Raw genomic sequence first — 25,042 nt, 5'->3', positions numbered from 1 at the left:
CGGACCGCGGATCCGGACCGAACGGTCGACCGGGCGCCCGCAGCCGTTCCCGCTAGAAGTCGAACAGGTTCGCCCGGATCCCTCCGGCGCCGTACTCCCGTCGCAGGAGCCCTCGGCGCCGGAGCACCGGCACCAGGTCGCCGAACATCCGGTGGATCTGCGCCGGGTGCAGGTCGCCCGAGAAGATGATCCCGTCGTTGTCCGCGTCGCTGCCGAGTTCCTCGATGAAGTCCGCGAACTCGTCCGCGGTCCCGACGAACCCGGACCGCGATCCGGACCGCGACCCGGACCCCGAGCCCGGCGCGATCCGCCCCTGCTGCGCCTTGCGGGTGAGCAGCTCCCGCAGCGGTGCGTCCGGGGTGTCCCCGAGCAGCCCGCGGATCGTGCCGGCCGAGACGTGCTCGCCGAAGGTCCCGTCGGGCACCGGGGCGTCCAGGTCCAGCGCGAGCAGGTCGGTCTCGGAGTCGCTCGACCACGCGATCGCCGCCGCACGCAGCGCGTCGTCGGTGGGGTGCTCGGACGCCGCGACGATGCGGTCGGCCTCCTCCGGTGAGGACACGATCACGGGCTTGAGCACGAACAGGATCCGCAGGTCCGCGGCGGACCGCCCTGCGGCCTCGGCTGCCGTGATCACCCGGGCGCGGTAGTTCGTCACCGCGGCGGCGGACAGCGGTGCGAGTGCGAGCTGCACGTCCGAGTGGGTGCCGGCGAACGCGAGCCCTCGGCCCGAGCCGCCGGGGGAGACGACCACGGGGTCCGACGCCAGCGGCAGGGCGTTGAGCGGACCGTCGGCGGTGAAGTGGACGCCCTCGTGGTGGAACGCGTCGAGCGCGTCGCCGTCCGCGAAGTGCCACGAGTCCGGTGCGCCGACGTACGCGTCGCCCCACGACTGCCAGAGCCGGCGGAGCAGCGTGATCCACTCCTCGGCGCGGTCGTACGCCTGGTCGTGCGGCAGCGGCGGCAGGCCGGCGTGGCGTGCGCTGCCGACGTCGGTGACGACGTTGATGCCCAGACGGTCCGAGGACAGGTGCGCCAGGGTCGCGAACTGCCGTGCCGCCAGGTACGGCGGGGTGATGCCCGCGTTGACGGTCGGCGCGATGCCGATGTGCGAGGTCGCGGCGAACAGGTACGGGGCGAGCAGCAGCGGGTCGTGCTTCGGGCCGCCGTACGCCTGCCGGATGCGCAGGTCGAGGGTCGCGGGGGAGCCGAGCGAGACGGCGTCCTCGGCGATGACCAGGTCCATGCCGGCCTGCTCGAGCGTCCGCACGGACTGCTGGTACAGGTCCGGCTTCGTCCAGTCGTGGCCCCAGTCCCAGTCGGACCGTCCCCACGCCTGCGGGCCGAAGCCGCGCGAGAAGAAGTACCCGAAGTGCTGCAGCTCGGCCATTCAGCGCTCCTGCCGGTCGAGGGCCGGCCCACCGACTGCCGTGCGCTGCGCGTCAGACGCTCCACGTGCCTCCCGGCCGGCGGCGGCGTCTGCGGACCGCACCGCGGCGAACCCGCGTTCCAGGTCGCGGAGCAGGTCCGCGACGTCCTCGATGCCGACCGACAGGCGGATCAGGCCGTCGTCGATGCCCTGCTCCGCGCGTTCCTCCGGCGTGCGGCCGGCGTGCGTGGTGGTCGCCGGGTGCAGGATCAGCGAGCGGACGTCGCCCAGGTGGGTCATCCGGCTGAACAGCTGCACGGCGTCGATGAACGCCCGCGCGGCGGCTTCGCCACCGGCGAGCGTGAAGGCGAAGACGGACCCGGCCCCGCGGGGCAGGTAGCGCTGGGCGAGGTCGTGGAACGGACTGGAGGCCAGGCCCGCGTGGTCGACGCTCGTCACCTCCGGCTGCTGGTCCAGCCAGGACGCGACGGCCAGCGCGTTCGTGCAGTGGCGTTCCACCCGCAGCGACAGCGTCTCGATGCCCTGGCGGAGCAGGAACGCGTTGAACGGGGACGGCGCCGGGCCGATGCGTGCGGCGACGACGTCGCGGGCGAACACGGCGAACGCCCGGTTGCCGTACCGCTCGACGTAGCTCTCGCCGCCGAGGGACCGTTCGGGGCTGGTCAGGTGCGTCCAGCGCTCGGGGGCGGCGGTCCAGTCGAACCGGCCGCCGTCCACGACCACGCCGCCGAGTCCGGCGCCGTGCCCGGACAGGAACTTCGACGCCGAGTGCACGACGATGTCCGCACCGTGCTCGACCGGGCGCACCAGGTACGGCGTGGCGAGGGTGTTGTCGACGATCAGCGGGACGCCGGCGCGGTGTGCGGTCTCGGCGACGCCGGTGATGTCGAGGACGTCGTTCTTCGGGTTCGGGATCGTCTCGGCGAAGAACGCCTTCGTGTTCGGCCGGACCGCGGCAGCCCAGGCATCGAGGTCGCGGGCGTCGGTGACGAAGTCGGCCTCGATGCCGAGCCGACCGAGGTTCTGCAGCAGCAGCCCGCGCGTGCCCTCGTAGATGCTCCGGGCGCTGACGACGTGGTCGCCGGCCTGCAGCAGACCGAGGAACGCCACGGTCGCCGCCGCCTGACCGCTGCCGACCAGGATCGCCTGGACACCGCGTTCGAGCAGCGCCACGCGACGCTCGACGTCGGCGTTCGTGGGGTTGCCGAGGCGCGTGTAGGTGTAGCCGTCGTCGGTGTCGGCGAAGCGGTCGCGGGCCTGGTCGAAGTCGTCGAACAGGAACCCGGAGGACATGTGGATCGCGGGGACCCGGGCGCCGTGCCCGGCGTCGGGCACGAAGCCGCCGTGTACCTGCTCGGTCGCGAAGCCGTGGTCGTCGGTCGCCATGGGACACCTCCGGGGGTCGTCTGGCGGTAGCCTCGCAGCCGCTCGGCGCGGACAGGCGATTGCGGCCCCCTGTTACGCGCGCACAGCCTCAGACGAGCGCGAGGACCCCGGCGACGACGGTGTCCCAGACCTGGAGCAGCGGCTCGCGTGCCAACCACACGGCGACGGCGTTCACGGCGACGAACAGCACGAACCACAGGGACGCCGGCACCCGCATCTCCGCCGCGGCGATGTGGAAGTCGGTCTGCACCCGGGCGCCGGTGACCAGCCAGCGACCGACCTGCACCACCGAGCGCAGGCCGTCGACGACGAAGAACGCCCCGACGGCTGCGACCACCAGGACGGTGGCCTCGGACGGGCGGACGGCCACCCACAGGGCGAGCGCGTCGAAGCCGAGCACGACGAGCAGGCCGAACCAGTTCCGGACGAACGCCAGCGCGACGAGCCCGATGACCGCCAGCACCACCATTGGCAGCCAGCGGGAGCCGTGCAGCACCCCGGTCACCAGGAGCACCCCCGCCCACAGGGGTGCGCTGTAGCCGGCGTACAGGTTCAGGATCCGCACGAGCCACCGGATGCCGCCGGGCACCCGGCCGAGCTGGACCCAGGCCTCGCCGGACCCGTCCGGGTGCAGCTCGATCCGCTGGATCCGCCCGCCGAACGGCACGACGACGATCGCGTGCCCGACCTCGTGCGCGATGGTCGCGGCGATGCGGGCCACGCGGCCGACGAACGGCACGAACGGCAGGACGGCGCCGACGAGGAGCGCGACGAAGACGAGGGGCGGGGCTGCGGTGGTCAAGTGACCAGCATCGCAGCCCCGCCCAGGAAGACCCTGCGGGATACGGTCAGGGGAGCACGGGCGTCGTCAGCACCACCGTGACCAGGACCACGGTGCCGGCGATCGCCAGGGCGGTGAGGACGGCGAGGAAGACCGTCAGGCGGTTCACGCGTCGGCGCCCGGCTATTCGACCGTCACCGACTTCGCGAGGTTCCGGGGTTTGTCGACGTCGCACCCGAGCTGCAGGGCGAGTTCGCGGGCCAGCATCTGCAGCGGTACGACGGCCTCGAGCGGACCCCACGGCGCGGTCATCGCACCCCAGGCCAGGTCGCCGGTGCCACGGCGGCCGAGCGCGGGGATGTCCGCCGACTCGCCGCCGATCGTGATGACGAAGCCGCCACGGGCCCGGACCTCGGCGATCGCCGACTGGATCTTCGGCTCACCGTGGTCGATGACGACCACCGGGGTGCCGTCGTCCACCAGCGCGAGCGGCCCGTGCTTGAGTTCGCCGGCGGGGTAGGCCTCCGCCCAGCGGTAGCTGAGCTCCTTGAGCTTCAGAGCGCCCTCGGCGGCGTACGGCAGCCCGGCACCGCGGCCGAGGAACAGGAAGCCCGTCGCCTCCTTGACGCTCGACACCAGCAGCGGCATCCGCTCGGCGGACACCCGCGCGGCGTGCTCGATCCGTGCCGGCAGGTCGAGCAGCTCGTCGACGAGCACCTGCGCGCGCGACGGTTCGATCCGGCCGGAGGCCACCATCGCGGAGATCATCGCCGCGACGCCGACGACGACCTGCGCCGTGAACGTCTTCGTGGCGGCGACCCCGATCTCCGGGCCGGCGTGGCAGTCCAGCACGGCGTCGGCCCGTCGGGCGAGAGAGGAGTGCATGTTGTTCGTCAGCGCGAGCACCGGGTGGCGGTCCTCGAACCGGTCCAGGGCGCGGAGCACGTCAGCGGTCTCACCGGACTGGCTGATCGCGACGACGAGGGTGCCCGAACCGAGCACGGCCTGGTCGGCCTCGCTCGCGACGACGATGTCGGTCGGCACGCCACCGATCCCGCGCAGTGCGGTCGCGATCACCTGGCCCGCGTTCAGCGACGTGCCGCAGGCGACGATCGCCAGCCGGTGGAAGCCGGCCAGACCGAGGCCCACCCACATGCTGCCGTCGGCGGTGCGGCGGGTCACCCGGTCCAGGATCGTCGCGACGACGTCGGCCTGCTCGTCGATCTCCTTCGCCATGTGGTCGGTGTGGTCGCCGAGGTCGAGTGCGGCGGCGGCGAACGGGGACGGCGTGGGGAACGGCACGGGCACCGTGATGCCGTCGGACGACCAGGTCCAGGCCTCACCGAGCTCGACGACGTCGCCGTCGCGCAGCGCCACGAACGTCTCGCACCACTCGGCGATCGCGCCGATGTCGCTCGCCACGAAGTCACCGCGGCCGGAGCGGGCGACGACGAGCGGCGAACGGTCCGCGGCCACGACCATGCGGCCGTCCCGGGCGTCCAGGACCACGATCGCCCACGAGCCCTCGAGCTGCGCCGTCGCGATCTGCACCGCGAGCATCAGGTCCGGGTCGACCGCCAGGGCCCGCTCGACCAGGTGCGCGATGACCTCGGAGTCGACGTCGGACCGGAAGCGGTGGCCCTGGGCCTCGAGCGTCTGCCGCAGCCGCTCCGCGTTCTCGATGATGCCGTTGTGCACGATCGAGATCCGGCCCGTGCAGTCGGCGTGCGGGTGCGCGTTCGCCTCGCGAACGGCACCGTGCGTGGCCCAGCGGGTGTGACCGATGCCGACGCCGGTGAGTGCGTCACCCGAGCGTGCAGCGACGAGTGTTCGCAGGTCGCCGACGCGGGAGACCGAGCGGATCGTCTCGGTGCGGCCGACGGCCGTCCGGACGGCGATGCCGGCGGAGTCGTACCCGCGGTACTCGAGTCGTTCGAGTCCGTCGAGCAGGTAGGGGGTCGCGTCGTCAGACACGCGGGCCGCGATGATGCCGCACATCGGCTGTCCCTTCGGGGGAACGAGGGTGGGTGGAACGGGGAGGTGGGACTGGTGCGGCACCGACCGCCGTCGGGTCTGCCGCGCGTCCGGGGCCTCCCGGCCCGGGAACCGACGCCCGTCCTCGGATCAGGCGAGGACGGACGTCGGTGTCGTTGGGCCGAGGGGTTCGGGTACCGGACGGGGTACCGCGGGCTGGCCCCCGGGGGAGGGGCACGGCGGTCGGTGCAGGAGAAGCCTCACCCGCCGCCGACCACACGGCAACACCCGTCGGACGCTCTTGCGGTTCCCCGCGTGCGGGGGCACACCGCGCTGCGGTCGCGTGCGGACTCCCGCAAGCGCCGTCGCACCAAGCGAGGGACGACGGACAGGAGGCCCGGTACCAGCTGGTACCGGGCCTCCTGCGCGGTCTTCGCTCTGAGCGACGCGCCAGCGGCGCGCGGACCCAGCGCCGGGCGAGCCTGCGAGCCCGGTTGGATGTGTCTCTCCTACGTGAGGAGCGCGACCAGGTGCGATCGCGACCGCGCGCCGACCTTGCGGTAGATCTGCGTGAGCCGCAGTTCCACCGTGCGCTGCGACATGAACAGCGACGAGGCGATCTCGCGGTTGCGGTAGCCCTCGGTGACCTTCTGCACCACCGCACGCTCCTCGGCGGTCAGTGACGTGAGCACCGCGGACGCGTCGGGGGCGCTGCGCGGCGTCCCGGGGAACGCCGGCGAGAGCACCGGTGCGGACCGGATCGACGACGAGCCCGTGCCGAACTGCGGCATCGCCGCAGCCGGCGCCGGGGTCACCAGCGGTCGGCGCAGGCCGGCCGCCTCGTACGCCGCTGCGGCCGCCGCACCGAGGCGCGGACGCTCCGCCGGGTTGCCGACCGCGGCCAGCGCCGCGAACGTGCGAGCCCGCTCGTACTGCGAGTCGTGCGGCTGGAACAGCTCCAGCGCACGGCGACGAGCCGTCTCGCGGGTGGTGTCGTCGGCGACGAGCGCGAGGCTCCGCGCCAGCACCAGGGCACCCCAGCGCCCGGGACGGGCATGGTGGTCCGCCGCCAGGCGGGCCGTGATCGTGCGCGCGTCGTCGATCCGTCCGAGGCGCACGTACGCCTCGACCAGGTCGCCGAGGTGCCGGAGCACCGCGGGGTTCCGGAGCGACCGACCGATGGCGTCGGCGGCCTCGAGCGCCGTGGCTGCCTCGTCGAGGCGGCCGTCGAGCAGCAGGACCTTGCCGCGGAGCGCGTGCAGCTTCGCCGTCGCACCCCAGAGCCGACTCGTCGAACGGTGCTCGAGGCACCGGTCCACGACGTCGAGCGCCTCGGCGGAACGGCCCTCGGCGAAGTGCCGCCACGCGACGGCGATCGCCCGGGAGGGCTCACGCAACCGCTCGGCGACGGACGAACCGGACTCCCACACGTCGATCGCGCGGAGCGCCTGCCGGAAGTTCCCGGAGCGCACCTCGTTCTCGGCCGTCAGGTAGCGCGCCGCCTCGGTCCACACCGCCGCGGTCTCCTGGCCCCGGGCGAGCACGAGTGCGAACACCCGTCGCGCGCTCCGGTAGCGCTCGCCGATGCTCAGCGCGTGAGCGAGGAGCAGCAGGGCCGGGTCGGACATCGCCACGAGCTCCGACGTCGCGAGCCCGTCGTGCAGCTCGGTGTCGGGCGGCAGCACGCCGTCCACGGCGGCGATGAGCTCCCGCGCGGTCGTCGTGATCTCGAGGGTGTGCGCGGACGCCGAACCCTCGAGCGGTTCGATCCGGTGCAGCAGGTCCTTCGCCTGGTCGAGCTCCCACGCCTCGGCACGGAAGCACGCCACCATGGCCATCAGCCCGGCGACGGCGTCCACCTCGGCCGGGTCGGTCGCGTCGACGGGGACGAGCAGTTCGTCCGCGTGCACGGCATCACCGCTGAGGTACTCGGCCGAGTACTGCAGGCGGAGCCGGCGGACCTCGTTCGGCGTCGTCCGGAACGGACGGAGCGCCGCGAGGTACCGACCAGCGAAGCCGAGCAGGCGCTTGCCGAGCATGGCCTCCGCGACCCCGAGGAGCGCGACGTGCTCGTCCTCGGTCCCGCCACCGATGTGCAGGGCACGCTCGGTCAGCGCGATCGCGGCGTGCACGTTGCCGTCCACGACGTACGACCGTGCGGCCTGGAGCAGCGCGACCACGTCGGGGACGTCGTCGACGAAGCTCCGGTGCCACGCGGCCGACCGCGGGTCGGTCTCCGCGCTCGCCGTGGCCAGCTCGGCGTGTGCCGCACGACGGTCACGGGCGGGCATCCGCCAGTAGAGCGCGGAACGGACCAGCGGATGCCGGACGGTGACGCTCTGCCCGCGGACGGTCGCGAGACCGGCCCCGACCAGGTCGTCCAGCTCGTCCCGGTCCCACGCCGTGGTCTTCGCGACGGGCACCAGGGCGAGCTTCGCGAGGACGTCCAGATCGCGTCCCGCGGCGGGCCCGAGTGCGAGTGCCGCGATGGCCTCGGTCGTCGGAGTGGGTCGGAGCGGGAGCACGATCGGCTCCGCGCCGGTGAGCTGCTCCCGGGTGAGCACCGCGAGCTGTTCGCGGAGCGCGCCGGGGTTGCCACCGGTCTCCTCGGCGAGGACAGCGAGGACGCCGTCGTTCGCCTCGGCCGGTGCCATGGCCCGGGCGAGGACCAGGGCCTCGTCCGAGGGCAGCGGTTCGATGCGCAGGGTCGGCAGGGCCGCGAGCGGACCGTCCGACGGCACCGAGCGGACCGTCGCCACGACGCGCAGGGCGGTGCCCGCGAGTCGTCCGGCGAGGAACGCGATGAGTTCCTGGCTCTCCGCGTCCATCCGGTCGAGGTCGTCGATGAGGACGAGCGTCGGCGGGAGGGTCAGGGCGTGCACGGCGTCGAGGAAGTCGTGCGCCGCCGCCAGCCCGGCCGTCACGGCGGCCGCGGTCCCGCCGGCCTGCAGCAGGTGGGCGATGTGTGCGGTCGCTCGTGGGTCGTCGAGCGCGGTGAACAGGGAGGTCACCCCGGCCAGTGGCCAGCGGGATTCACTCCCGTTGACACCGACCCGGACGACGGGGAGGGAAACGCGGTTCGAGACCGCGTCGAGGACGCTGCTGCGTCCGGAACCAGGGTCGCCGACCACGACCATCGCGGACTCCCGTGGGAGCACTGCGAGGGTCGCGATCCGGTCGACCTCGAGACGTCGACCGGTGAGTGCCATGACTCACCGGCCTCCGGGTCCGGAGGCGGATGCTGCGAGGAGGGCGTCGGCGAACACGGGGGTCGCTGCGACGGGGCGCACTGAGGCGGACCGGACTGCTGCACGGCGGGTGACCGTGGCGGAGTGCGGACGAGCGGCGGCGACTGGGCGCGCGCCGGAACTGTCGTGGATTGGATGCGGTCGACGAGTGTGGGTGCACTCGGTTCCGCTCGGGAACGATGATGTCATCGTCTGTATCACCCCTCGGGTTAGGGTCTTCGGACGAACACGACCGGTCTGTTCCGCCGTCCGGATCTAGGGAATCCGAGAGCATCACGTGACCTGCCGTCTGGAGCACGATAACTCAGGTACCGGCCCGCCGAGCGGACTCGCGCCGACGGATGTCCAGAACCGTGCCCCCAGTACGGGGGGCCACGAGGGGGGTGTGGCACCCGCCCTCTGCACCCCGATCCGGGTCCGCCTGACGGAACCGGGGTACAGCTCTGTCCGGACCTCGTTCGTCCTCGCAGGTGTAGCCAGGACGGGATGTCCAACGCTGAACCGACCGACGCCCGCCTCGATGACCGCACCCGGTGGCGCGCCTTCGCCGTGTGCGTTGCGGTGGCGGCCCTGACGATCCTCGACCTGTCCAAGGTGAACGTCGGGCTGCCCTCGATCGAGCAGTCCCTCGGGGCCACCAGCTCGTCGCTCCAGCTCATCGTGGCGGGGTACGCGCTGGCGTTCGGCCTCGCCCTGGTGCCCGCGGGTCGGCTCGGGGACCTGAAGAGTCGGCGCGTCATGTTCATCGTGGGGCTCAGTGCGTTCACCGGATCGAGCCTGCTGTGCGCCGTCGCACCGAACATCGAGGTCCTGATCGTCACCCGGATCCTGCAGGGGTTCGCCGCCGGGATCCAGATGCCCCAGGTCATCGGACTGGTACAGCAGCTGTTCCGCGGGCCGGAGCGTGGCCGCGCCTTCGGGCTGTTCGGGGCCATGATCGGCATCTCCACCGCCCTCGGGCCGACCATCGGCGGGGGCCTCATCGCGATCGGCGGCGAGGAGTCCGGCTGGCGGCTGCTGTTCTGGATGAACGTGCCCCTCGGGATCGCCGCACTGCTCTTCGCCGTCCGCCTGCTGCCGAAGGGCGCGCAGGGGAAGGCGCAGGACCGCGAACTGGACGTCGTCGGCATCCTGCTGCTCGGCGCCGCCATCATCACCCTGATGCTGCCGTTCGTGCTGACCAGCGGCGGCGGTGGTTCCGCGACCCGCTGGTTCTGGCTCGTCGGGTTCGCGGTGTTCCTCGTGCTGTTCGTGCTCTGGGAGCAGCGGTTCAAGCGGCAGGGCAAGTCGCCCGTGGTGCACTTCGAGCTGTTCCGGCTGTCGTCGTACCGCAACGGCCTGTCGATCGTGGCCGTCTACTTCGCGGCGCTGCCGGCGTCGTTCCTCATGGTCACGCTGTACCTGCAGGAGGGCCTCGGGCTCTCGCCCCTGTTCGCCGGCATGGTGAGCATCCCCTTCGCCGCGACGAGTGCGGTGGGCTCCTACATTGGCGGACGGATCGTCGACCGGGTCGGGCGGGCGCTGGTCGTCGCCGGGCTCGGGATGGTCGTCGTCGGCTTCCTGCTGCTCATGGTCGCCGCGGTCGCCACCCCGCCGGATGTCACCCCGTGGGCGATGGCGGGCGCGTTCCTGGTGGGCGGACTCGGTGGCGGGTTCGTGGTGTCGCCGAACCAGACCCTGACCCTGGCCGAGATCCCCGTCGAGCAGTCCGGGGTGGCGGGGTCGATGCAGCAGCTCGGGCAGCGTGTCGGCACCGCGATCGGCACCGCGGTCGCGACGAGCATCTTCTACGGGATCGTGCGGAGCGAGGCGGCCGGGTCGGGATCCGGCGGGTCGGGCGGTCGTCTCGACGCGTACCACGACGCCTTCCGCAGCGGCACGACGTTCACGGTGTCGCTGATGGGGCTCGCGCTGGTGCTGGCCGGCGCGGACCTGGTGGCGCGTCGTCGGGCGGCGCGGCGGTCGGACGGGGAGTCCGAGGGCTCGGACGCCGCTGCTGAGTCCGCCGACCGGACCGGCGCGCCGGGGTCCGTCGAGCGGGGCTGACCGGCCCGCCGACCGTGCCTAGGCGTCGCGGCGGATGACCTCGACGACGGCGTCGTGCACCAGGCCGTTCGAGGCGAGCGCGCTGCCGTGCCACGGCCCGGGGTCGCCGTCGAGCGAGGTGAAGCGGCCGCCGGCCTCTTCGACGATGGGGACGAGGGCCGCGATGTCCCACGGCTTCAGGTCCGGTTCGCCGGCGACGTCGAGGACGCCCTCGGCCACCATCATGTAGGACCACATGTCGCCGTAGGCCCGGGTGCGCCAGACCCGGCGCGACAGGTCGACGAGCGGCTCGAGGCGGTCGTCGTCGTCCCACTGCTGGATGCTGTTGTAGCTCAGGCTCGCGTCGGCGAGCTCGGACACCCCGGAGACCCGGAGCGGCCCTTCCAGCGAGAACGCGCCGGAGCCCTCGGCCGCCCACCAGCGCTTGCCGAGGGCGGGCGCACTGACGACGCCGAGCACCGGGCGGCCGTCGACCGCGAGCGCGATGAGGGTCGCCCACACCGGCACGCCGCGCAGGTAGTTGGCGGTGCCGTCGATCGGGTCGACCACCCACTGCCGGTGCCCTTCGCTGACGGCCTCTGCACCGGTGTCCGCCGTCGTCTCCTCGCCGAGGAACGCGTCGTCCGGTCGCTCGGCGGCGAGTCGCTCGCGCAGGGCCCGTTCGACGGCCTGGTCGGCGTCGGTGACGTGCGTGCTGTCGGCCTTCTTCGTCACGTGCAGGTCGGCGGCACGGAAGCGCTCGAGGCTGATCGCGTCGGCGGTGTCGGCGAGGGAGCGGGCGAAGTCCAGGTCGGCGCTGAGGTCCACGTCGCCCAACCTACCGTCGCTACGCGGCGACGACCTCTTCCTCCTCGAGCCGGGTGACCTCGCGCTCGCGGGCGATGCGGGTCCGGCGGGCGACGAGTCCGTGCACGACGACGCAGAGCAGGAGCGCGGCGGCCAGCCAGAGGGCGAGCACGAGCGACGACCGGCCGAGCGAGGCGTCCGGGAAGTACTGCAGGTCCTGAGCGGCCTGCAGCCATGCGGCACCGCTCCAGAAGGTGTGCAGCGCGGCGAAGAACCCGGGCTGGAACGCCGGCTGGAAGATCCCGCCGGACGACGTGAAGTTCAGCATCACGAACAGCATCGTGAGGATCGGGGTGGTCCACCGGCCGAGCACGGGGTGCAGCCCGACGCCGAGCGCGACGATGATCGCGTCGTAGAGCCAGGCGAACAGGAACACCTGCCAGTGGTGGGTGGTGATGACGCCGTAGATCGGTCCGGCGACGATCACGCCGATGCCGGCGACGACCCCAGCGGTGGCGAGCCCGATGACCGCGGTCCACACGGCACGGAGCTTCGTCGCGACCGAGGCCACGGCGATCGCGGACGCGTACCCGCCGACGCTCAGGGCCACGAGCAGGAAGAACAGCCCCTGGCCGGTGGTGTCCTGGTCGCCCGTGGGTACGACGTCGACGACCCGGAACGGCACGTGCTGGTCGTAGGCGATCGGCAGGAACACCTTCTGCGCTGCGCTCGCGGTGGTCTCCGACGCGGCGGTCGAGACGTAGAGCGTGGCACCCGTCGCCGTCGGTGCGTACACGGCGGCGAGGTCGCGGTCGCGCACCTGCTGCTCGGCCGCCTTCGTCGAGGCGACGACGTGGGCCACGAGTGCCCCGTCGGACTGGTCGGTCACGGTCTGGGCGAACACCTGGGTGGCCGCGCCCTGGCCGACGATGCCGACGGGCAGTTCCTGCGGGGCCGGGGCGTGGAAGGCACCGAGGTAGGCCAGGCCCATGCCGGCGGCCAGGAACAGCGGCACGAGGATGTGCGAGGCGAACGTCAGCAGCACGCGACCGAGGCCGGCGGGGCGCAGAACGCTGTCGGACCGCTGCGGCTTCGGGGCTCGTGGGGACTTGTGGGTGGGGGAGTGGTGCGCGTGCGACGTCGTCGTCGTGCTCGGGGACGGGGCGTCGACAGTGGGGGTCGGCGCAAAGTTGTACTTTGCAACTTCAGACACGACCGCAACTGTACAACCCCGATGCGCGCTTGTCGACGCCGGCCCGGCGTCGAGGCATTGTCCGGTGCGAGGTTGCACACTCCGTGCGAGGCCCGCGAGCCCGCACGGAGTGCACGACCTCGCACCGTTCGTGCGCCCCTCGCACGGTGCGAGGTCTGCTCCGTGCGAGGGGCGCGGGAACCGGAGTGGTCACGACTCACCGCGCGCCGGCGCTCGAGTGGTCACGAACTGTCGAGTGCCGCGTCGCCAGTCGACAGTTCTTGACCGCTCGACGCACACACCGCGGGGTGTCGTGACAGCCGCCGCCGCCGCCCAGCCGCCGACGAGCCGCCGACCAGCCGCCGACCGCCGACCCGCAGCCGACAAACGCCCGCCAGCACCGCCCGCGGCCTACTCGGAACCGGGGTCGGACGCGCCCATTCCGGTCAGCAGCGCCCGGAACGAGTCGAGCCGCTCGACGCCGGTCGGCCCCAGCTCCCCGTCCTGCACCCGGTCGACGATCTCCCAGTCGTGCGCCTGCGCCAGCGGGATGCCGTCCCGCGCGGGCAGCACCGGCACGGCGTGCGACGCGAACGCCCGGAAGACGTTCGCGGGGTCGACGTGCCCCAGGCCGAACGACCGCACACCCGGCGTGTCGATGATCCATCCGCCGTCGCGGACCCGCAGCGCGATCGACGACGACGACGTGTGCCGCCCGCGACCCGTCACGGAGTTCACGACGCCGATCGCCCGCGTCGACCCGGTCAGGGCGTTCACCAGCGTCGACTTGCCCACACCGGAGTGCCCGACGGTCACGGTCACCTTGTCGTCCAGCAACTCGTGCAGCGCCTCGAACGGGACGTCGTCCGATCGGCTCGTGATGATCCTCAGATCGAGGCACGCGAAGTGCGCCAGGAACGCAGCCGGGTCGGCGAGGTCGGTCTTCGTGATGCAGAGGATCGGGTCGAGGCCGGCGTCGAACGCGGCCACCAGGTACCGGTCGATCAGGCGTGTGCGCGGCTCGGGGTCGGCGGCGGCCACCACGATGAGCATCTGGTCGGCGTTCGCCACGATGACGCGCTCGACCTCGTCGGAGTCGTCGGCACTCCGCCGCAGCAGGGTGGTGCGCTCGGCGACCTTCACGATGCGTGCCAGCGAGCCGGGATCCCCGGAGATGTCCCCGACGAGCGACACGTGGTCGCCCGTGACGACGGACTTCTTGCCGAGCTCGCGGGCCTTCGTCGCGGTGATGACGTGGTCGTCGATCAGCACGCCGAACCGCCCGCGGTCGACGTTCGTCACCCACCCGACGGGGGCGTCGTCGTACGTCGGCCGGGTCTTCGTGCGCGGTCGGTTGCCCTTCGGGTTCGGGCGCACCCGCACACTCGACTCGTCGTACTGCCCGTACGGCTCGTCCGCGTCGGAGTCGTCACCGTCGGCGTCGTCCCACCAGCTCATGCGTCAGTCCCCACTCACCGGTACAGCGGACACCGAGGACGCCACGAGCGCGGCCCACAGCTCCGGGAACTGCGGCAGCGTCTTCGCGGTCGACCCGATGTCGTCGACGGCGACGCCGTCGACGACGAGGCCCACGATCGCCCCCGCGGTCGCCATCCGGTGGTCGTCGTACGCGCCCCAGGCGCTGCCGTGGAGCGGCGCCGGCTCGATCCGCAGGCCGTCGTCGAGTTCGTGCACCGCGCCTCCAGACCGGTTGAGGTCCGCCGCCAGCGCGGCCAGACGGTCCGTCTCGTGCCCCCGCAGGTGGCCGATCCCGGTGATCTCGCTCGGGCCGTCCGCCAGCGCGGCCAGCGCGACGAGCGCCGGGGCGAGTTCGCCGCCGCGGCTCAGGTCGAGTTCGAGACCCGGCAAGGAGGCCCCACCCCGGATCCCGACGCCGCCGTCGACGACCAGGTCGTCACCGTCACGAGCCACGCTCGCCCCCCACAGGGGCAGGAGCGTCTCGAGGTCGGCACCGACCTGCGTCGTCTCGGTGGGCCAGGTGCGGATGCGCACCGTGCCGCCGGCGACGAGCGCGGCGACCGCGAACGGCGCGGCGTTCGACAGGTCGGGCTCGATCGTGACGTCACGCGCGCCGATCGGGCCCGGGTGCACGACCCACTCGCCGACCGACGGCTCGTCGACGCGGACGCCGCGGGCACGGAGCGCCGCGACGGTCATCTCGATGTGCGGCATGCTCGGCAGGCGTTCGCCCACGTGGGTGAGGTGCAGGCCCTCGTCGAAGCGGGGCGCCGACAGCAGCAGGCCGGAGACGAACTGCGACGACGCCGACGCGTCGATCGTCAGGGCGCCGCCGCGGACCGAGCCGGTGCCGGTGAACGAGAACGGCATCGAGCCGCCGCCGTTGTCCGTGACGTCGACACCGAGGTCGACGAGTCCCTGCACGATGGCGTGCATCGGTCGCTTGCGGGCGTAGGGGTCACCGTCGACCGTGACGGGCCCGACGGCCAGGGCAGCGAGCGGCGGCAGGAAGCGCATCACGGTGCCGGCCAGCCCGCAGTCCAGGCGGACGTCGCCGCGCATCGGGGCGGGCGTGATCCGGAGGTCCGGGCCGTAGGGGTTCGGGGCGGTGCCGGCCGCCGGCTCGAGCTCCTCGATGCCGACGCCGAGCGCCCGGAGGCCCGCGATCATCAGCGCCGAGTCACGGGAGTGCAGCGGGAGCCGGATCGTCGAGGGGCCGTCCGCGAGGGCCGCGAGCACGAGCTCCCGGTTCGTCAGCGACTTCGACCCGGGCAGCGCGACGTCGCCGCGCAGCGGACCCCCTGCGACCGGGGCGATCCAGGGGTCGGCGGGCTGGGCCCCGCTGTGGGAATGTGTCGTGTCTGCCATCGGTTCACCAGGGTACTGAACGCACCGGGAGGATCAGTGGCGACAGCAACACTCGCACGAGAGCGGACCGGCACGGCGACCGTGCTGACCGCGGTGCCGACGACGCTCGGCACGCTCGGCCTAGACTTGGCGGCGATGACGACCGACGAACCGCAGGCAGCTCCGCACCACCTGGTCGACGAGACCGAGGTGCAGCTCGACGCCGTCGAAGAGGAACACGAAGCCCTCGACGACGCCGCAGACGAGCCGGTGGACGCGAAGACCGTCTCCGAGGCGGAGCTGCGGTCCCTGTTCGAGGACCAGGCGCTGCCCTTCATGGACCAGCTCTACGGTGCGGCCATGCGGATGACCCGCAACCCGGCCGACGCGTCGGACCTGGTGCAGGAGACGTTCGTCAAGGCCTTCGCCGCGTTCGGTCAGTTCAAGCAGGGCACCAACCTGAAGGCCTGGCTGTACCGGATCCTCACGAACACGTTCATCAACACGTACCGCAAGAACCAGCGGAACCCGTACCAGGGCACCATCGACGAGCTCGAGGACTGGCAGCTCGGCGGCGCGGAGAGCGTCACCCAGTCGATCTCCGCCCGGTCCGCCGAGGCCGACGCGATCGACCACCTGCCGTCCTCCGCCGTGAAGGACGCACTGCAGGCCATCCCGGAGGACTTCCGGATGGCCGTGTACTTCGCCGATGTCGAAGGCTTCTCGTACCAGGAGATCGCCGACATCATGAAGACCCCCGTGGGGACGGTCATGAGCCGCCTCCACCGTGGCCGCCGGCTCCTCCGTGGGCTCCTGGCGGACCACGCCCGTGAGACCGGCATCGTCCCGGACGCAGCGTCGACGGCGACGATGCGTGGACGGGGACGAGGCGCGGCACAGACGACGAAGGCAACCGCGGCCACCGGTCGCACCGGACGGAAGGACGCACGATGAGCGGCTGCGACTGCTCGAAGGCGAAGGCCGAGCTCGAGGAGTTCCTGCACGACGAGCTCCGGCACGAGGACGCCGCGGACATCCGCGAGCACATGGACGGCTGCGAGGACTGCCAGACCGAGCACCGCGTCGGCGTCGTGCTCATGGAGACCGTGCGTCGTGCCTGCAAGGAGACCGCTCCCGACCAGCTGCGCAGCGAGATCCTCGCGCGCATCCGGGTGGAGCAGGCGACGCACTGACGGCACGCCCGTCCGGGGCGAGCGGGTCCGCGGGATCATCTCCCTCGGGCGTGGTGCTCGCGGACGGCTGCGGGTGTCAGCACGGTCGGGTGGACTCGTACGGTGTCGATCGACCCGACGAAGGTGTCGACGGTCGGTGTGTTCGGCCAGGTGGGGTCGATGAGCCCGTGGCCGGCTCGCCAGAACCCGTTGTACGCCGCTGCGGCTGCGACGTCGGACCGTGCAGCGACCAGGGCGCCGTCGAGCCACAGCTCGAGCTGACCCGGTCGGAACTGTCCGACGGCGTGGTGCCACGACGAGTCGTCGACCCGGGCAGTGCTCTGCACGACCTTCGCGACCGTGCCGTCCCAGACCCCGAACACCAAGCGTCCGTCCGGTCCGGTGTAGAAGTTCCGGTCGTAGGCGCTCGTGGCGCCCGTCGCCCTCTGGGCGAAGCCGATGATCCGGCCCTGTCGGTCGGTCCGGAACCACAGTTCGAGCGCGAAGACCTGCGGCGCCGCTCCTGCGGTCTTCGTGTGGACCACGCCGTCGGCACCGGAGCCCGACCCGAAGCTGATGAACGGGTTCTGGTCACACGAGCCGTCGACCCGGGTGACGCCGGCGCCGAGCGTCCCGTCACGCCCGAGGTCCGACGTGTCCAGCACGGTGGGGCCGTTCTTCTCGGCGAAGTCCCACGCGAGTGACGTGCCGGGCGCCGGCTGGTGGAAGCACCCGAAGCCGCCGGTGCCGAGCGCCGAAGCGGTCCCGGTCGAGCCGCTGAACCCGGCGCCCGCGCCCGCGCCAGCGCCGGCTCCGGCTCCGGCTCCGGTGAGCAGGGTGAGCGTGATGGCCGCTGCCGTGAACACAGCGAACGGCGTGGTGGTCGACGTCGGGGTGGTGACGGTCGCCGTCCGGGGCTCCGCGACGACGGGCGAGTGGAGGTCACGGCGCGGCGTGCCGCAGGTGTGGCACGGGCGACCGGCGACGATGTCCCGATCGGCCCGCCCGGCGACGACGAGCACGGCGGTGACGACGCCGGCCAGCAGCAGGGAGGTCCAGTCGCCCCCGCGGATCCAGACGCCCGGCAGCCCGATCCACGGGAACCGCAGCACCCCGACTCCGAGGACCGCCGCGGGTTCGACGGCCGTGCGGTCGGCCGTCGGGTTCGCGTCCCCGCGCAGACGCAGGGCGCCGTCCGATTCGATGCGCTCGAGCCGGTGCAGACGGAGACGATCGCGGTGGTCGGGGTCCTCGACGAGCAGCACCCGTCCGGCCTCGAGGTCGTCCGGGTCGACGGGCATCGCGGCGACGACGTCCCCGGTCCGGATACCGGGGGCCATCGAGTCGGAGACGACCGTCGTGACGTGCCACCCGAACGCCGCGGGGAGCGACGCCCACAGTGCGAGCAGCAGCACCGACCAGAGGATCGTCCGCGCCGAGACCGCGAGGAGCAGCCGGGGCAGGTCGCCGACGCAGCGGACGTGACGGCGGGTGGCGACGTTCGGCATCGGCTGCTCCTCGGGTCGGGCGGGACGGGCGGGTCGGACGGTTCTGGCGGGACGGATCGGGACGGGAACGGGGATCAGTCGGTCTGCGCTTCCCACACGAACGTGGTGCCGGCCTCGGACGACTGCACGGTGTTCGGTGCGCCCTCGCCCAGGTCGTAGCTGAAGCGGTAGGTCGTGCTCGCCGTGCCCGTCGTGGGCTTCCACGCGTCGACGCCGGTGCCGAAGGACTCGGACGCCATGAGGTCGGCGAGCGTCCCGTCGTGCACGGTCGTCCCCGTGGTGAAGGTGCTGCAGTCGCCCGCGGTGCCGAGGCTGCCGCGCTCGACAGTCAGCCCGACGTGCTCGGCGAGGGAGTCGGCGTCGGCTGCGTCTGCGGCGTAGAGCTTCACGGTCGAGGCGTTGGTGGTGTTCGCCGTCACCGTGATGCAGTTCGAGCCGGCGGACCCGGGCACCAGGTCGTCGACGTCGAACATCGCGACGCCCTGGTCGTCGTCGGTGAGGGAGACGGCACCGGTGCGCCAGCTGTTCGCGGCGTTGTCGGTGCTGCTCGAGAAGGCGGCGTACGAAGCCGTGGCGATGAGTGCGCCGCTGGCGACGACGGCGAGCGGGAAGGCGATCCAGGCGGCGGTGCGGCCGTGGCGGGAGGTGATGTGCATGGCTGTCCTGTCGGTCGGTTCACCCGGCGGGTGATATGACAGCAGCGTATATGAATATCAGTTGTTATGGAACCCCGTCGCAACACGACCGACGGCCCGGGTAGGTTGGCCGACATGACCCTCTCCGTCGAGTCGACCACCACCTGGTCCGACACGGACGTCGCCGACGTCGCCGCCCTCGTCCGCCTGCTCGGTCACGACGTCGACGACGCGTCGATGCGCGCCCGCCTCGACCGGCTCACCCCCGAAGCCGGCCACCGCACCTGGGTGGTCCGCGGTGACGACGGCCGGGTCGTCGCCGTCGCCGGCGCGCAGGTCACGTGGGCGTACGCCAGCGACGAGCCGACGGCGCAGCTGCTGCTGCTGGTCGTGGACGACACGGCCAGGAGGCTCGGCACCGGTTCGGCGCTCATCGGCACGTTCGAAGCATGGGCGGTCGAGCAGGGCGCCCGTCGCCTCAGCGCCGTCAGTGCGGCCGCGACGGACAGCGCGCACCGGTTCTACCAGAAGCGCGGGTACCACGACGCCGGGGTGCGGTACACGAAGATCGCGTAGCGCCGCCTTCCTGGCGAACGTCGAAGCGCCCCGTGCAGGAGTCCCTCGGACTCCCGCACGGGGCGCTTCCCCGTGACTAGGCCGACGCGCTCAGCGCCGTGTCGATGACGTCGGCGGCCTCCTGCGCGGAGCGCTTCGAGGACCCCGTGGCCGGTGCGGCACTCGCCGAGCGGGCCGCGACGGACAACGGGCGACCGCCCAGGTGCGGTGACAGGTTCATGCAGACGAACGGCCAGGCGCCCTGGTTCTCCGGCTCCTCCTGCGCCCACACGACGTCGGCGTCCGGGTAGCCCGCCAGGACCTCGAGGATGCGGTCGAGGGGGAGCGGGGCGAGCTGCTCGAGGCGGACGAGTGCGACGTCGGTGATGCCGCGCTTGTCGACCTCGGCACGCAGGTCGTGGTGCACCTTGCCGGAGTGCAGCACGACGCGGCGCACGGCACCCTTGTCGGTGATCCGAGCGTCGTCCAGCACGGGCTCGAACGTGCCCGTCGTGAAGTCCTCGACCGCGCTCGTCGCCTGGCGGAGCCGGAGCATCGCCTTCGGGGAGAACACGACGAGCGGCTTCTGCGGACGGGCCCAGGCCTGTCGGCGGAGCAGGTGGAAGTACGACGCCGGGGTCGACGGGCGCGCGACGATCATGTTGTCCTCGGCGCACAGCTGCAGGTAGCGCTCGATGCGCGCCGACGAGTGGTCCGGCCCCTGACCCTCGTACCCGTGCGGCAGCAGCAGGACGAGGCCGGAGCGCTGCCCCCACTTCTGCTCGGCGGACGAGATGAACTCATCGATGACGATCTGGGCGCCGTTCGCGAAGTCGCCGAACTGTGCCTCCCAGAGCACGAGGGACTCGGGGCGCTCCACCGAGTAGCCGTACTCGAACGCCATCGCCGCGTACTCGCTCAGCAGGGAGTCGTACACGTAGAACCGGGCCTGGTCCTCGGTGAGGTTCGACAGCGGCAGCCATTCCTGGCCGTTCACCCGGTCGTGGAACACCGACTGGCGCTGGACGAACGTGCCGCGTCGGGCGTCCTGTCCGGCGAGGCGGACGGGCTTGCCCTCGACCAGGATCGACCCGATCGCCATGAGCTCGGCCATCGCCCAGTCGATGCCGCCGTTGCGCGTCATCTCGGTGCGCTTGGTCAGCAGCTGCTGCAGCTTCGGGTGGATCGAGAACCCGGCGGGCGGGTTGCTGTGTGCGTCGCCGATCGCCCGGACGAGCTCTTCGGACACGGCGGTCTCGTGCACCTCGACCTCGGAGTCGTCGCGCTGCGCGGCCGGGCGTTCGAGCCCCTGCACCGCACCGTCGTCGTCGACCTCGATGACCGGGATGGTGCCGGTCTGTGCCTCGTGCGTCTCGGCGAAGGCGCGTTCCAGGCGGTCCTGGAAGTCGCGGTGCGCCTCGTCGTACTCCTCTTGCGTGATGTCACCGCGGCCGACGAGGGCCTCGGTGTACAGCGTGCGGACGGAGCGCTTCGCCTCGATGAGGTTGTACATCAGCGGCTGCGTCATCGAGGGGTCGTCGCCCTCGTTGTGCCCACGACGGCGGTAGCAGATCAGGTCGATCACGACGTCGCGGTGGAACTCCTCGCGGTACGCGAAGGCGAGTTCGGCAACGCGGGCGACGGCCTCGGGGTCGTCACCGTTCACGTGGAAGATCGGCGCCTGGATCGTCTTCGCGACGTCGGTGGAGTACACCGAGCTGCGCGCGGACTCGGGCGGGGTGGTGAACCCGACCTGGTTGTTGATGACGAGGTGGACCGTGCCGCCGGTGCGGTACCCGCGGAGCTGCGACATCTGCAGCGTCTCCACGACCACACCCTGGCCGGCCATCGCCGCGTCGCCGTGCACGAGCACGGGGAGCACCCCGAAGCTGCCGGGGGCCTCGCGGTCCTGCTTGGCGCGGACGATGCCCTCGAGCACGCCGTCGACGGCTTCGAGGTGGGACGGGTTCGCGGCGATCGTCACCGGGATGCTCGAGCCGTCGGACGTGCGGAACACGCCCTCGGTGCCGACGTGGTACTTCACGTCGCCGGAGCCCTGTCCGGACACCGTGCCCGGCAGCGAGGACCCCTCGAACTCACGGAAGATCTGCCCGTAGGTCTTGCCGGCGATGTTCGTCAGCACGTTGAGGCGGCCGCGGTGAGCCATGCCGATCGCGACCTCGGCCAGCCCGGCTCCGGCGGCTTGCTGGATCAGGGTGTCGAGGAAGGCGATGGTGGACTCGCCGCCCTCGAGCGAGAAGCGCTTCTGGCCGACGTACTTGGTCTGCAGGAAGGTCTCGAACGCCTCGGCCTCGTTGAGCTTGCCGAGGACGCGGAGCTGCTCTTCCTTCGAGGGCTTCGAGTACGGCACCTCGATGCGTTCCTGCACCCAGCGACGCTGTTCCGGGTCCTGGATGTGCATGTACTCGATGCCGACCGTGCGGCAGTAGGCGTCGCGCAGGATCCCGAGGACGTCGCGCAGCGGTGCCGAGGTGGTGCCGGCGAGCCCACCGGTGACGAACTCGCGGTCGAGGTCCCAGAAGGTCAGCCCGTGGCTCTCGATCTCGAGGTCGGGGTGCGTGCGCTGGCGGTACTCGAGCGGATCGATGTCGGCCATCAGGTGTCCACGGACGCGGAAGCTGTTGATGAGCTCCTGCACGCGCGCGGTCTTGTTCACCCGGTGTGCCAGGTCGACGTTGATGTCGTTCGCCCACTGGATCGGCTTGTAGGGGATCCGGAGCGCGGCGAAGATGCCGTCGTAGAAGCCGTGCTCGCCGATCAGACGCTCGTGCACGTGCTTGAGGTACTCGCCCGAACCGGCGCCCTGGATCACGCGGTGGTCGTAGGTGCTCGTCAGGGTGATGGTCTTGCCGATGCCGAGCTCGACCAGGGTCTTCGACGCCGAGCCCTGGAACTGTGCCGGGTACTCGAGGGCCCCGGCTCCGATGATCGAGCCCTGCCCCTTCGTCAGACGCGGGACCGAGTGCACCGTGCCGATGCCACCCGGGTTGGTGAGCGAGATCGTCGTGCCCTGGAAGTCCGCCGGGGTGAGCTTGTTGTCGCGGGCGCGCTTGACGAGGTCTTCGTAGGCGGAGAGGAACTGGCCGAACGTCAGGGTCTCCGCGCGCTTGATGCTCGGCACCAGGAGCGAGCGGGTGCCGTCCTTCTTCGGGACGTCGATCGCGATGCCGAGGTTGACGTGCGCCGGGGCGACGACGAACGGCTTGCCGTCGCGTTCCTCGTAGAAGACGTTCTGGCTCGGGAAGTCCTTGATCGCCTGCACCATCGCCCACCCGATCAGGTGCGTGAAGGAGATCTTGCCGCCGCGGGCGCGTCGCAGGTGGTTGTTGATGACGATCCGGTTGTCGATCATCAGCTTCGCCGGGATGGTCCGGACGCTCGTGGCGGTCGGGACCGTCAGCGAGGCGTCCATGTTCGACGCCAGCGTCTTGGCCATGCCCCGGAGGGGGGTCGCCACGTCCTCGTGGGTCTCCTCGTGGTCGTCGGCGGCGTCGTTCGCCTCGGCCGGGATCGGCTGCGGGGCCGGCTGGCGCGAGGTGGTCTTCGCCTGGATCGGGCCCGACTTCGCCTCGCCCGGGGTGTCCCCGGTGGCCGGCTGCTGTGTCGAAGACTGCTGCTGGGCCGGTCCCTGCTGTGCCGGCGCCTGCTGCGCGGGGGAGTCCGCCGGAGCCGGAGCGTCACCGACCTGCGTGCGGTGGTAGCTCTCGAGGACCGGCCACCAGGACTTGTCGACCGACTCCTTGTCCGCGACGAACTGCTCGTAGAGCTCGTCGACGAGCCACTCGTTCGCCCCGAATTCGCCCGCGGTCTCGTCCGTTCCGGTCAGATGGCTCGACACAGCCGATCGCCCACTCTCCGTCGATAGATGCTCGTGTGTGTCGTGCGGAGCAACCCTGCGCCGCACAGGTGCCAAGCCTAGCCGCTCCGACATGTCCGTTCCGTGTCAGCCGCGGCGCGAGTCGGCAGCCCCCGAGCACCCGGTCGGGGCCCTGACGGGAGCCGTACAGTGGAGCGCATGAGGTTCTACGAGACGCGGCCGACGCACGACCTGACCTACTCCGACGTCTTCCTCGTCCCGAGCCGTTCCGGCGTGACGAGCCGCTTCGACGTCGACCTCGCGGCGAACGACGGCAGCGGTGCCACGATCCCGATCGTCAGCGCCAACATGAACTCCGTCACCGGCCCCCGGCTCGCCGCCACCCTGGCCCGCCGCGGTGGTCTGGGCGTGCTGCCGCAGGACATGCACCTGCAGGACCTCGACGCCGCGATCCGCTGGGTGAAGGACCAGCCGGTCGACTTCGACACCGCCTACGACATGGGTGCGCAGACCACCGTCGCCGAGGCCCTCGAGCAGCTCCTGCCGGTGGCCGGCCGTGGTGTGGTCGTCCGCGACGCCGACGGGGAGTACCTGGGCTGCGTGCCCGCGACCCGCCTCGGCACCGCCGGCCCGGACGCCGTCCTCGGTGACCTGCTGCACGGCGCCTCGACCGCGATCGACGCCGAGGACGCCGGCACGCCCCGGCACGTGTACGACGTGCTCTCGGCCGCCGAGGTCGACTTCGCGCCGGTGATGCGGCACGGCCGGGTCGTCGGCACCACGAGCCAGACGAGCGCGATCCGCTCCGACATCTACACGCCCGCCGTCGACGGTTCCGGCCGGCTCCGGGTCGCCGCCGCGCTCGGCATCAACGGCGACGTCGCCGCCAAGGCGAAGGCACTGGCAGCCGCGGGCGTGGACGTCCTGGTCCTCGACACCGCGCACGGCCACCAGGACGGCATGCTCCGCGCACTCCGCACGGTCGCGTCGCTGCAGCTCGGCATCCCGCTCGTCGCCGGCAACGTCGTCACCGCCGACGCCGTCGCACACCTGGTCGGGGCCGGAGCGGACATCATCAAGGTCGGCGTCGGCCCTGGTGCCATGTGCACCACCCGCATGATGACGGCCGTCGGTCGTCCGCAGTTCTCCGCCGTGCTCGAGACCGCGGCGGCGGCCCGCTCCCTCGGCGCGCACGTCTGGGCGGACGGCGGGGTGCGCTACCCGCGCGACGTCGCCCTCGCGCTGGCAGCCGGGGCGTCCGCCGTGATGATCGGCTCGTGGTTCGCCGGCACGCTCGAGGCCCCGGGTGTCCTGCGTCGCGACTCCGCGGGCAAGGCGTACAAGGAGAGCTGGGGCATGGCGTCGGCCAAGGCCGTGCGTGAGCGGTTCGAGCGGCTCGACCCGTACGAGCGTGCCCGCAAGGCGCTCTTCGCCGAGGGGATCTCGTCGTCGACGATCTACCTCGACCCGGAGCGCCCGAGCGTCGAGGACCTGCTCGACATGATCACCACCGGCGTCCGCAGCTCCGCCACCTACGCGGGCGCGTCGTCCCTCGCCGAGTTCTCCGAGCGAGCGCTGGTCGGCATCCAGTCCGCCGCCGGGTACGAGGAAGGCAAGCCCCTGCCCGTCAGCTGGTAGCGCGGACGGGGCGCGCGTCGCTCTGGGTGCGACCACAGACGGACGGGAGGCCCGTGGCGGTGTCGCCACG

17 protein-coding genes are annotated in these 25,042 nt (G+C 72.0%); 5 read left to right on the top strand and 12 right to left on the bottom strand.

The features are described from left to right. Window positions 1-52: 52 nt before the first annotated feature. The 5 genes from DEJ20_RS11315 to DEJ20_RS11295 form a co-directional block, all read right to left on the bottom strand. Window positions 53-1,387: an LLM class flavin-dependent oxidoreductase gene (locus DEJ20_RS11315; RefSeq protein ID WP_111236547.1), complete on the bottom strand. Its 1,335-nt coding sequence runs from the start codon at window positions 1,385-1,387 to the stop codon at window positions 53-55. Then, on the bottom strand, window positions 1,388-2,773 hold the full coding sequence (locus DEJ20_RS11310; protein ID WP_111236548.1) for an O-acetylhomoserine aminocarboxypropyltransferase/cysteine synthase family protein: 1,386 nt from the start codon (window positions 2,771-2,773) through the stop codon (window positions 1,388-1,390). Between the two features lie 88 nt (window positions 2,774-2,861). Next, the gene (locus tag DEJ20_RS11305) at window positions 2,862-3,575 is read right to left on the bottom strand and encodes a M50 family metallopeptidase (RefSeq protein ID WP_181431650.1); all 714 of its coding nucleotides are present in this window, start codon (window positions 3,573-3,575) and stop codon (window positions 2,862-2,864) included. Between the two features lie 162 nt (window positions 3,576-3,737). Next, window positions 3,738-5,552, bottom strand: a complete 1,815-nt coding sequence (gene glmS, locus DEJ20_RS11300) for a glutamine--fructose-6-phosphate transaminase (isomerizing) (protein ID WP_111236550.1) — start codon at window positions 5,550-5,552, stop codon at window positions 3,738-3,740. A gap of 485 nt (window positions 5,553-6,037) precedes the next feature. After that, complete coding sequence (locus DEJ20_RS11295; RefSeq protein ID WP_111236551.1) at window positions 6,038-8,737, bottom strand: helix-turn-helix transcriptional regulator; 2,700 nt, start codon at window positions 8,735-8,737, stop codon at window positions 6,038-6,040. 525 nt (window positions 8,738-9,262) lie between these two features. Here DEJ20_RS11295 and DEJ20_RS11290 point away from each other — a divergent pair. Then, complete coding sequence (locus DEJ20_RS11290) at window positions 9,263-10,822, top strand: MFS transporter (protein WP_111236552.1); 1,560 nt, start codon at window positions 9,263-9,265, stop codon at window positions 10,820-10,822. An 18-nt stretch (window positions 10,823-10,840) separates the two neighbouring features. Here the strand turns inward: DEJ20_RS11290 and hisN are convergent, their stop codons facing one another. From hisN to aroA, 4 genes are all read right to left on the bottom strand, one after another. Then, the gene (gene hisN, locus DEJ20_RS11285) at window positions 10,841-11,629 is read right to left on the bottom strand and encodes a histidinol-phosphatase (protein ID WP_111236553.1); all 789 of its coding nucleotides are present in this window, start codon (window positions 11,627-11,629) and stop codon (window positions 10,841-10,843) included. A 19-nt stretch (window positions 11,630-11,648) separates the two neighbouring features. Further along, the gene (locus DEJ20_RS11280) at window positions 11,649-12,821 is read right to left on the bottom strand and encodes an ABC-2 transporter permease (RefSeq protein ID WP_146245500.1); all 1,173 of its coding nucleotides are present in this window, start codon (window positions 12,819-12,821) and stop codon (window positions 11,649-11,651) included. 390 nt (window positions 12,822-13,211) lie between these two features. Beyond that, the gene (gene rsgA, locus DEJ20_RS11275; protein WP_111236554.1) at window positions 13,212-14,258 is read right to left on the bottom strand and encodes a ribosome small subunit-dependent GTPase A; all 1,047 of its coding nucleotides are present in this window, start codon (window positions 14,256-14,258) and stop codon (window positions 13,212-13,214) included. A gap of 3 nt (window positions 14,259-14,261) precedes the next feature. Further along, on the bottom strand, window positions 14,262-15,647 hold the full coding sequence (gene aroA, locus DEJ20_RS11270) for a 3-phosphoshikimate 1-carboxyvinyltransferase (protein ID WP_111236555.1): 1,386 nt from the start codon (window positions 15,645-15,647) through the stop codon (window positions 14,262-14,264). An 81-nt stretch (window positions 15,648-15,728) separates the two neighbouring features. Here aroA and DEJ20_RS11265 point away from each other — a divergent pair, with 81 nt between their 5' ends. Then, the gene (locus DEJ20_RS11265; protein ID WP_111236556.1) at window positions 15,729-16,580 is read left to right on the top strand and encodes a sigma-70 family RNA polymerase sigma factor; all 852 of its coding nucleotides are present in this window, start codon (window positions 15,729-15,731) and stop codon (window positions 16,578-16,580) included. Further along, a complete protein-coding gene (locus tag DEJ20_RS11260; RefSeq protein WP_027465838.1) occupies window positions 16,577-16,819 on the top strand; it encodes a zf-HC2 domain-containing protein in 243 nt (80 codons plus the stop codon). The genes DEJ20_RS11265 and DEJ20_RS11260 overlap by 4 nt, the downstream gene beginning before the upstream one ends. Window positions 16,820-16,854: 35 nt before the next feature. Here DEJ20_RS11260 and DEJ20_RS11255 read toward each other — a convergent pair whose 3' ends face one another. Both DEJ20_RS11255 and DEJ20_RS11250 read right to left on the bottom strand, forming a co-directional pair. Beyond that, complete coding sequence (locus DEJ20_RS11255; protein ID WP_111236557.1) at window positions 16,855-18,306, bottom strand: LamG-like jellyroll fold domain-containing protein; 1,452 nt, start codon at window positions 18,304-18,306, stop codon at window positions 16,855-16,857. A gap of 74 nt (window positions 18,307-18,380) precedes the next feature. Continuing rightward, window positions 18,381-18,962 (bottom strand): hypothetical protein, encoded by a 582-nt coding sequence (locus tag DEJ20_RS11250; RefSeq protein WP_111236558.1) that lies wholly within the window; start codon window positions 18,960-18,962, stop codon window positions 18,381-18,383. A gap of 114 nt (window positions 18,963-19,076) precedes the next feature. Here DEJ20_RS11250 and DEJ20_RS11245 point away from each other — a divergent pair, with 114 nt between their 5' ends. Continuing rightward, window positions 19,077-19,517, top strand: a complete 441-nt coding sequence (locus DEJ20_RS11245) for a GNAT family N-acetyltransferase (protein WP_027465835.1) — start codon at window positions 19,077-19,079, stop codon at window positions 19,515-19,517. A 76-nt stretch (window positions 19,518-19,593) separates the two neighbouring features. Here the strand turns inward: DEJ20_RS11245 and DEJ20_RS11240 are convergent, their stop codons facing one another. Further along, window positions 19,594-23,355: a multifunctional oxoglutarate decarboxylase/oxoglutarate dehydrogenase thiamine pyrophosphate-binding subunit/dihydrolipoyllysine-residue succinyltransferase subunit gene (locus DEJ20_RS11240; protein WP_181431651.1), complete on the bottom strand. Its 3,762-nt coding sequence runs from the start codon at window positions 23,353-23,355 to the stop codon at window positions 19,594-19,596. A gap of 177 nt (window positions 23,356-23,532) precedes the next feature. On the opposite strand from DEJ20_RS11240, the gene guaB1 reads away from it, so the two are divergent. Beyond that, complete coding sequence (gene guaB1 / locus DEJ20_RS11235; protein WP_111236559.1) at window positions 23,533-24,972, top strand: GMP reductase; 1,440 nt, start codon at window positions 23,533-23,535, stop codon at window positions 24,970-24,972. The last annotated feature ends 70 nt before the right edge of the window (window positions 24,973-25,042 follow it).

It is taken from the genome of Curtobacterium sp. MCSS17_005 (assembly GCF_003234225.2).
Lineage (GTDB): Bacteria > Actinomycetota > Actinomycetes > Actinomycetales > Microbacteriaceae > Curtobacterium > Curtobacterium flaccumfaciens.
This window is presented reverse-complemented; position numbering and strand designations above follow the sequence as displayed.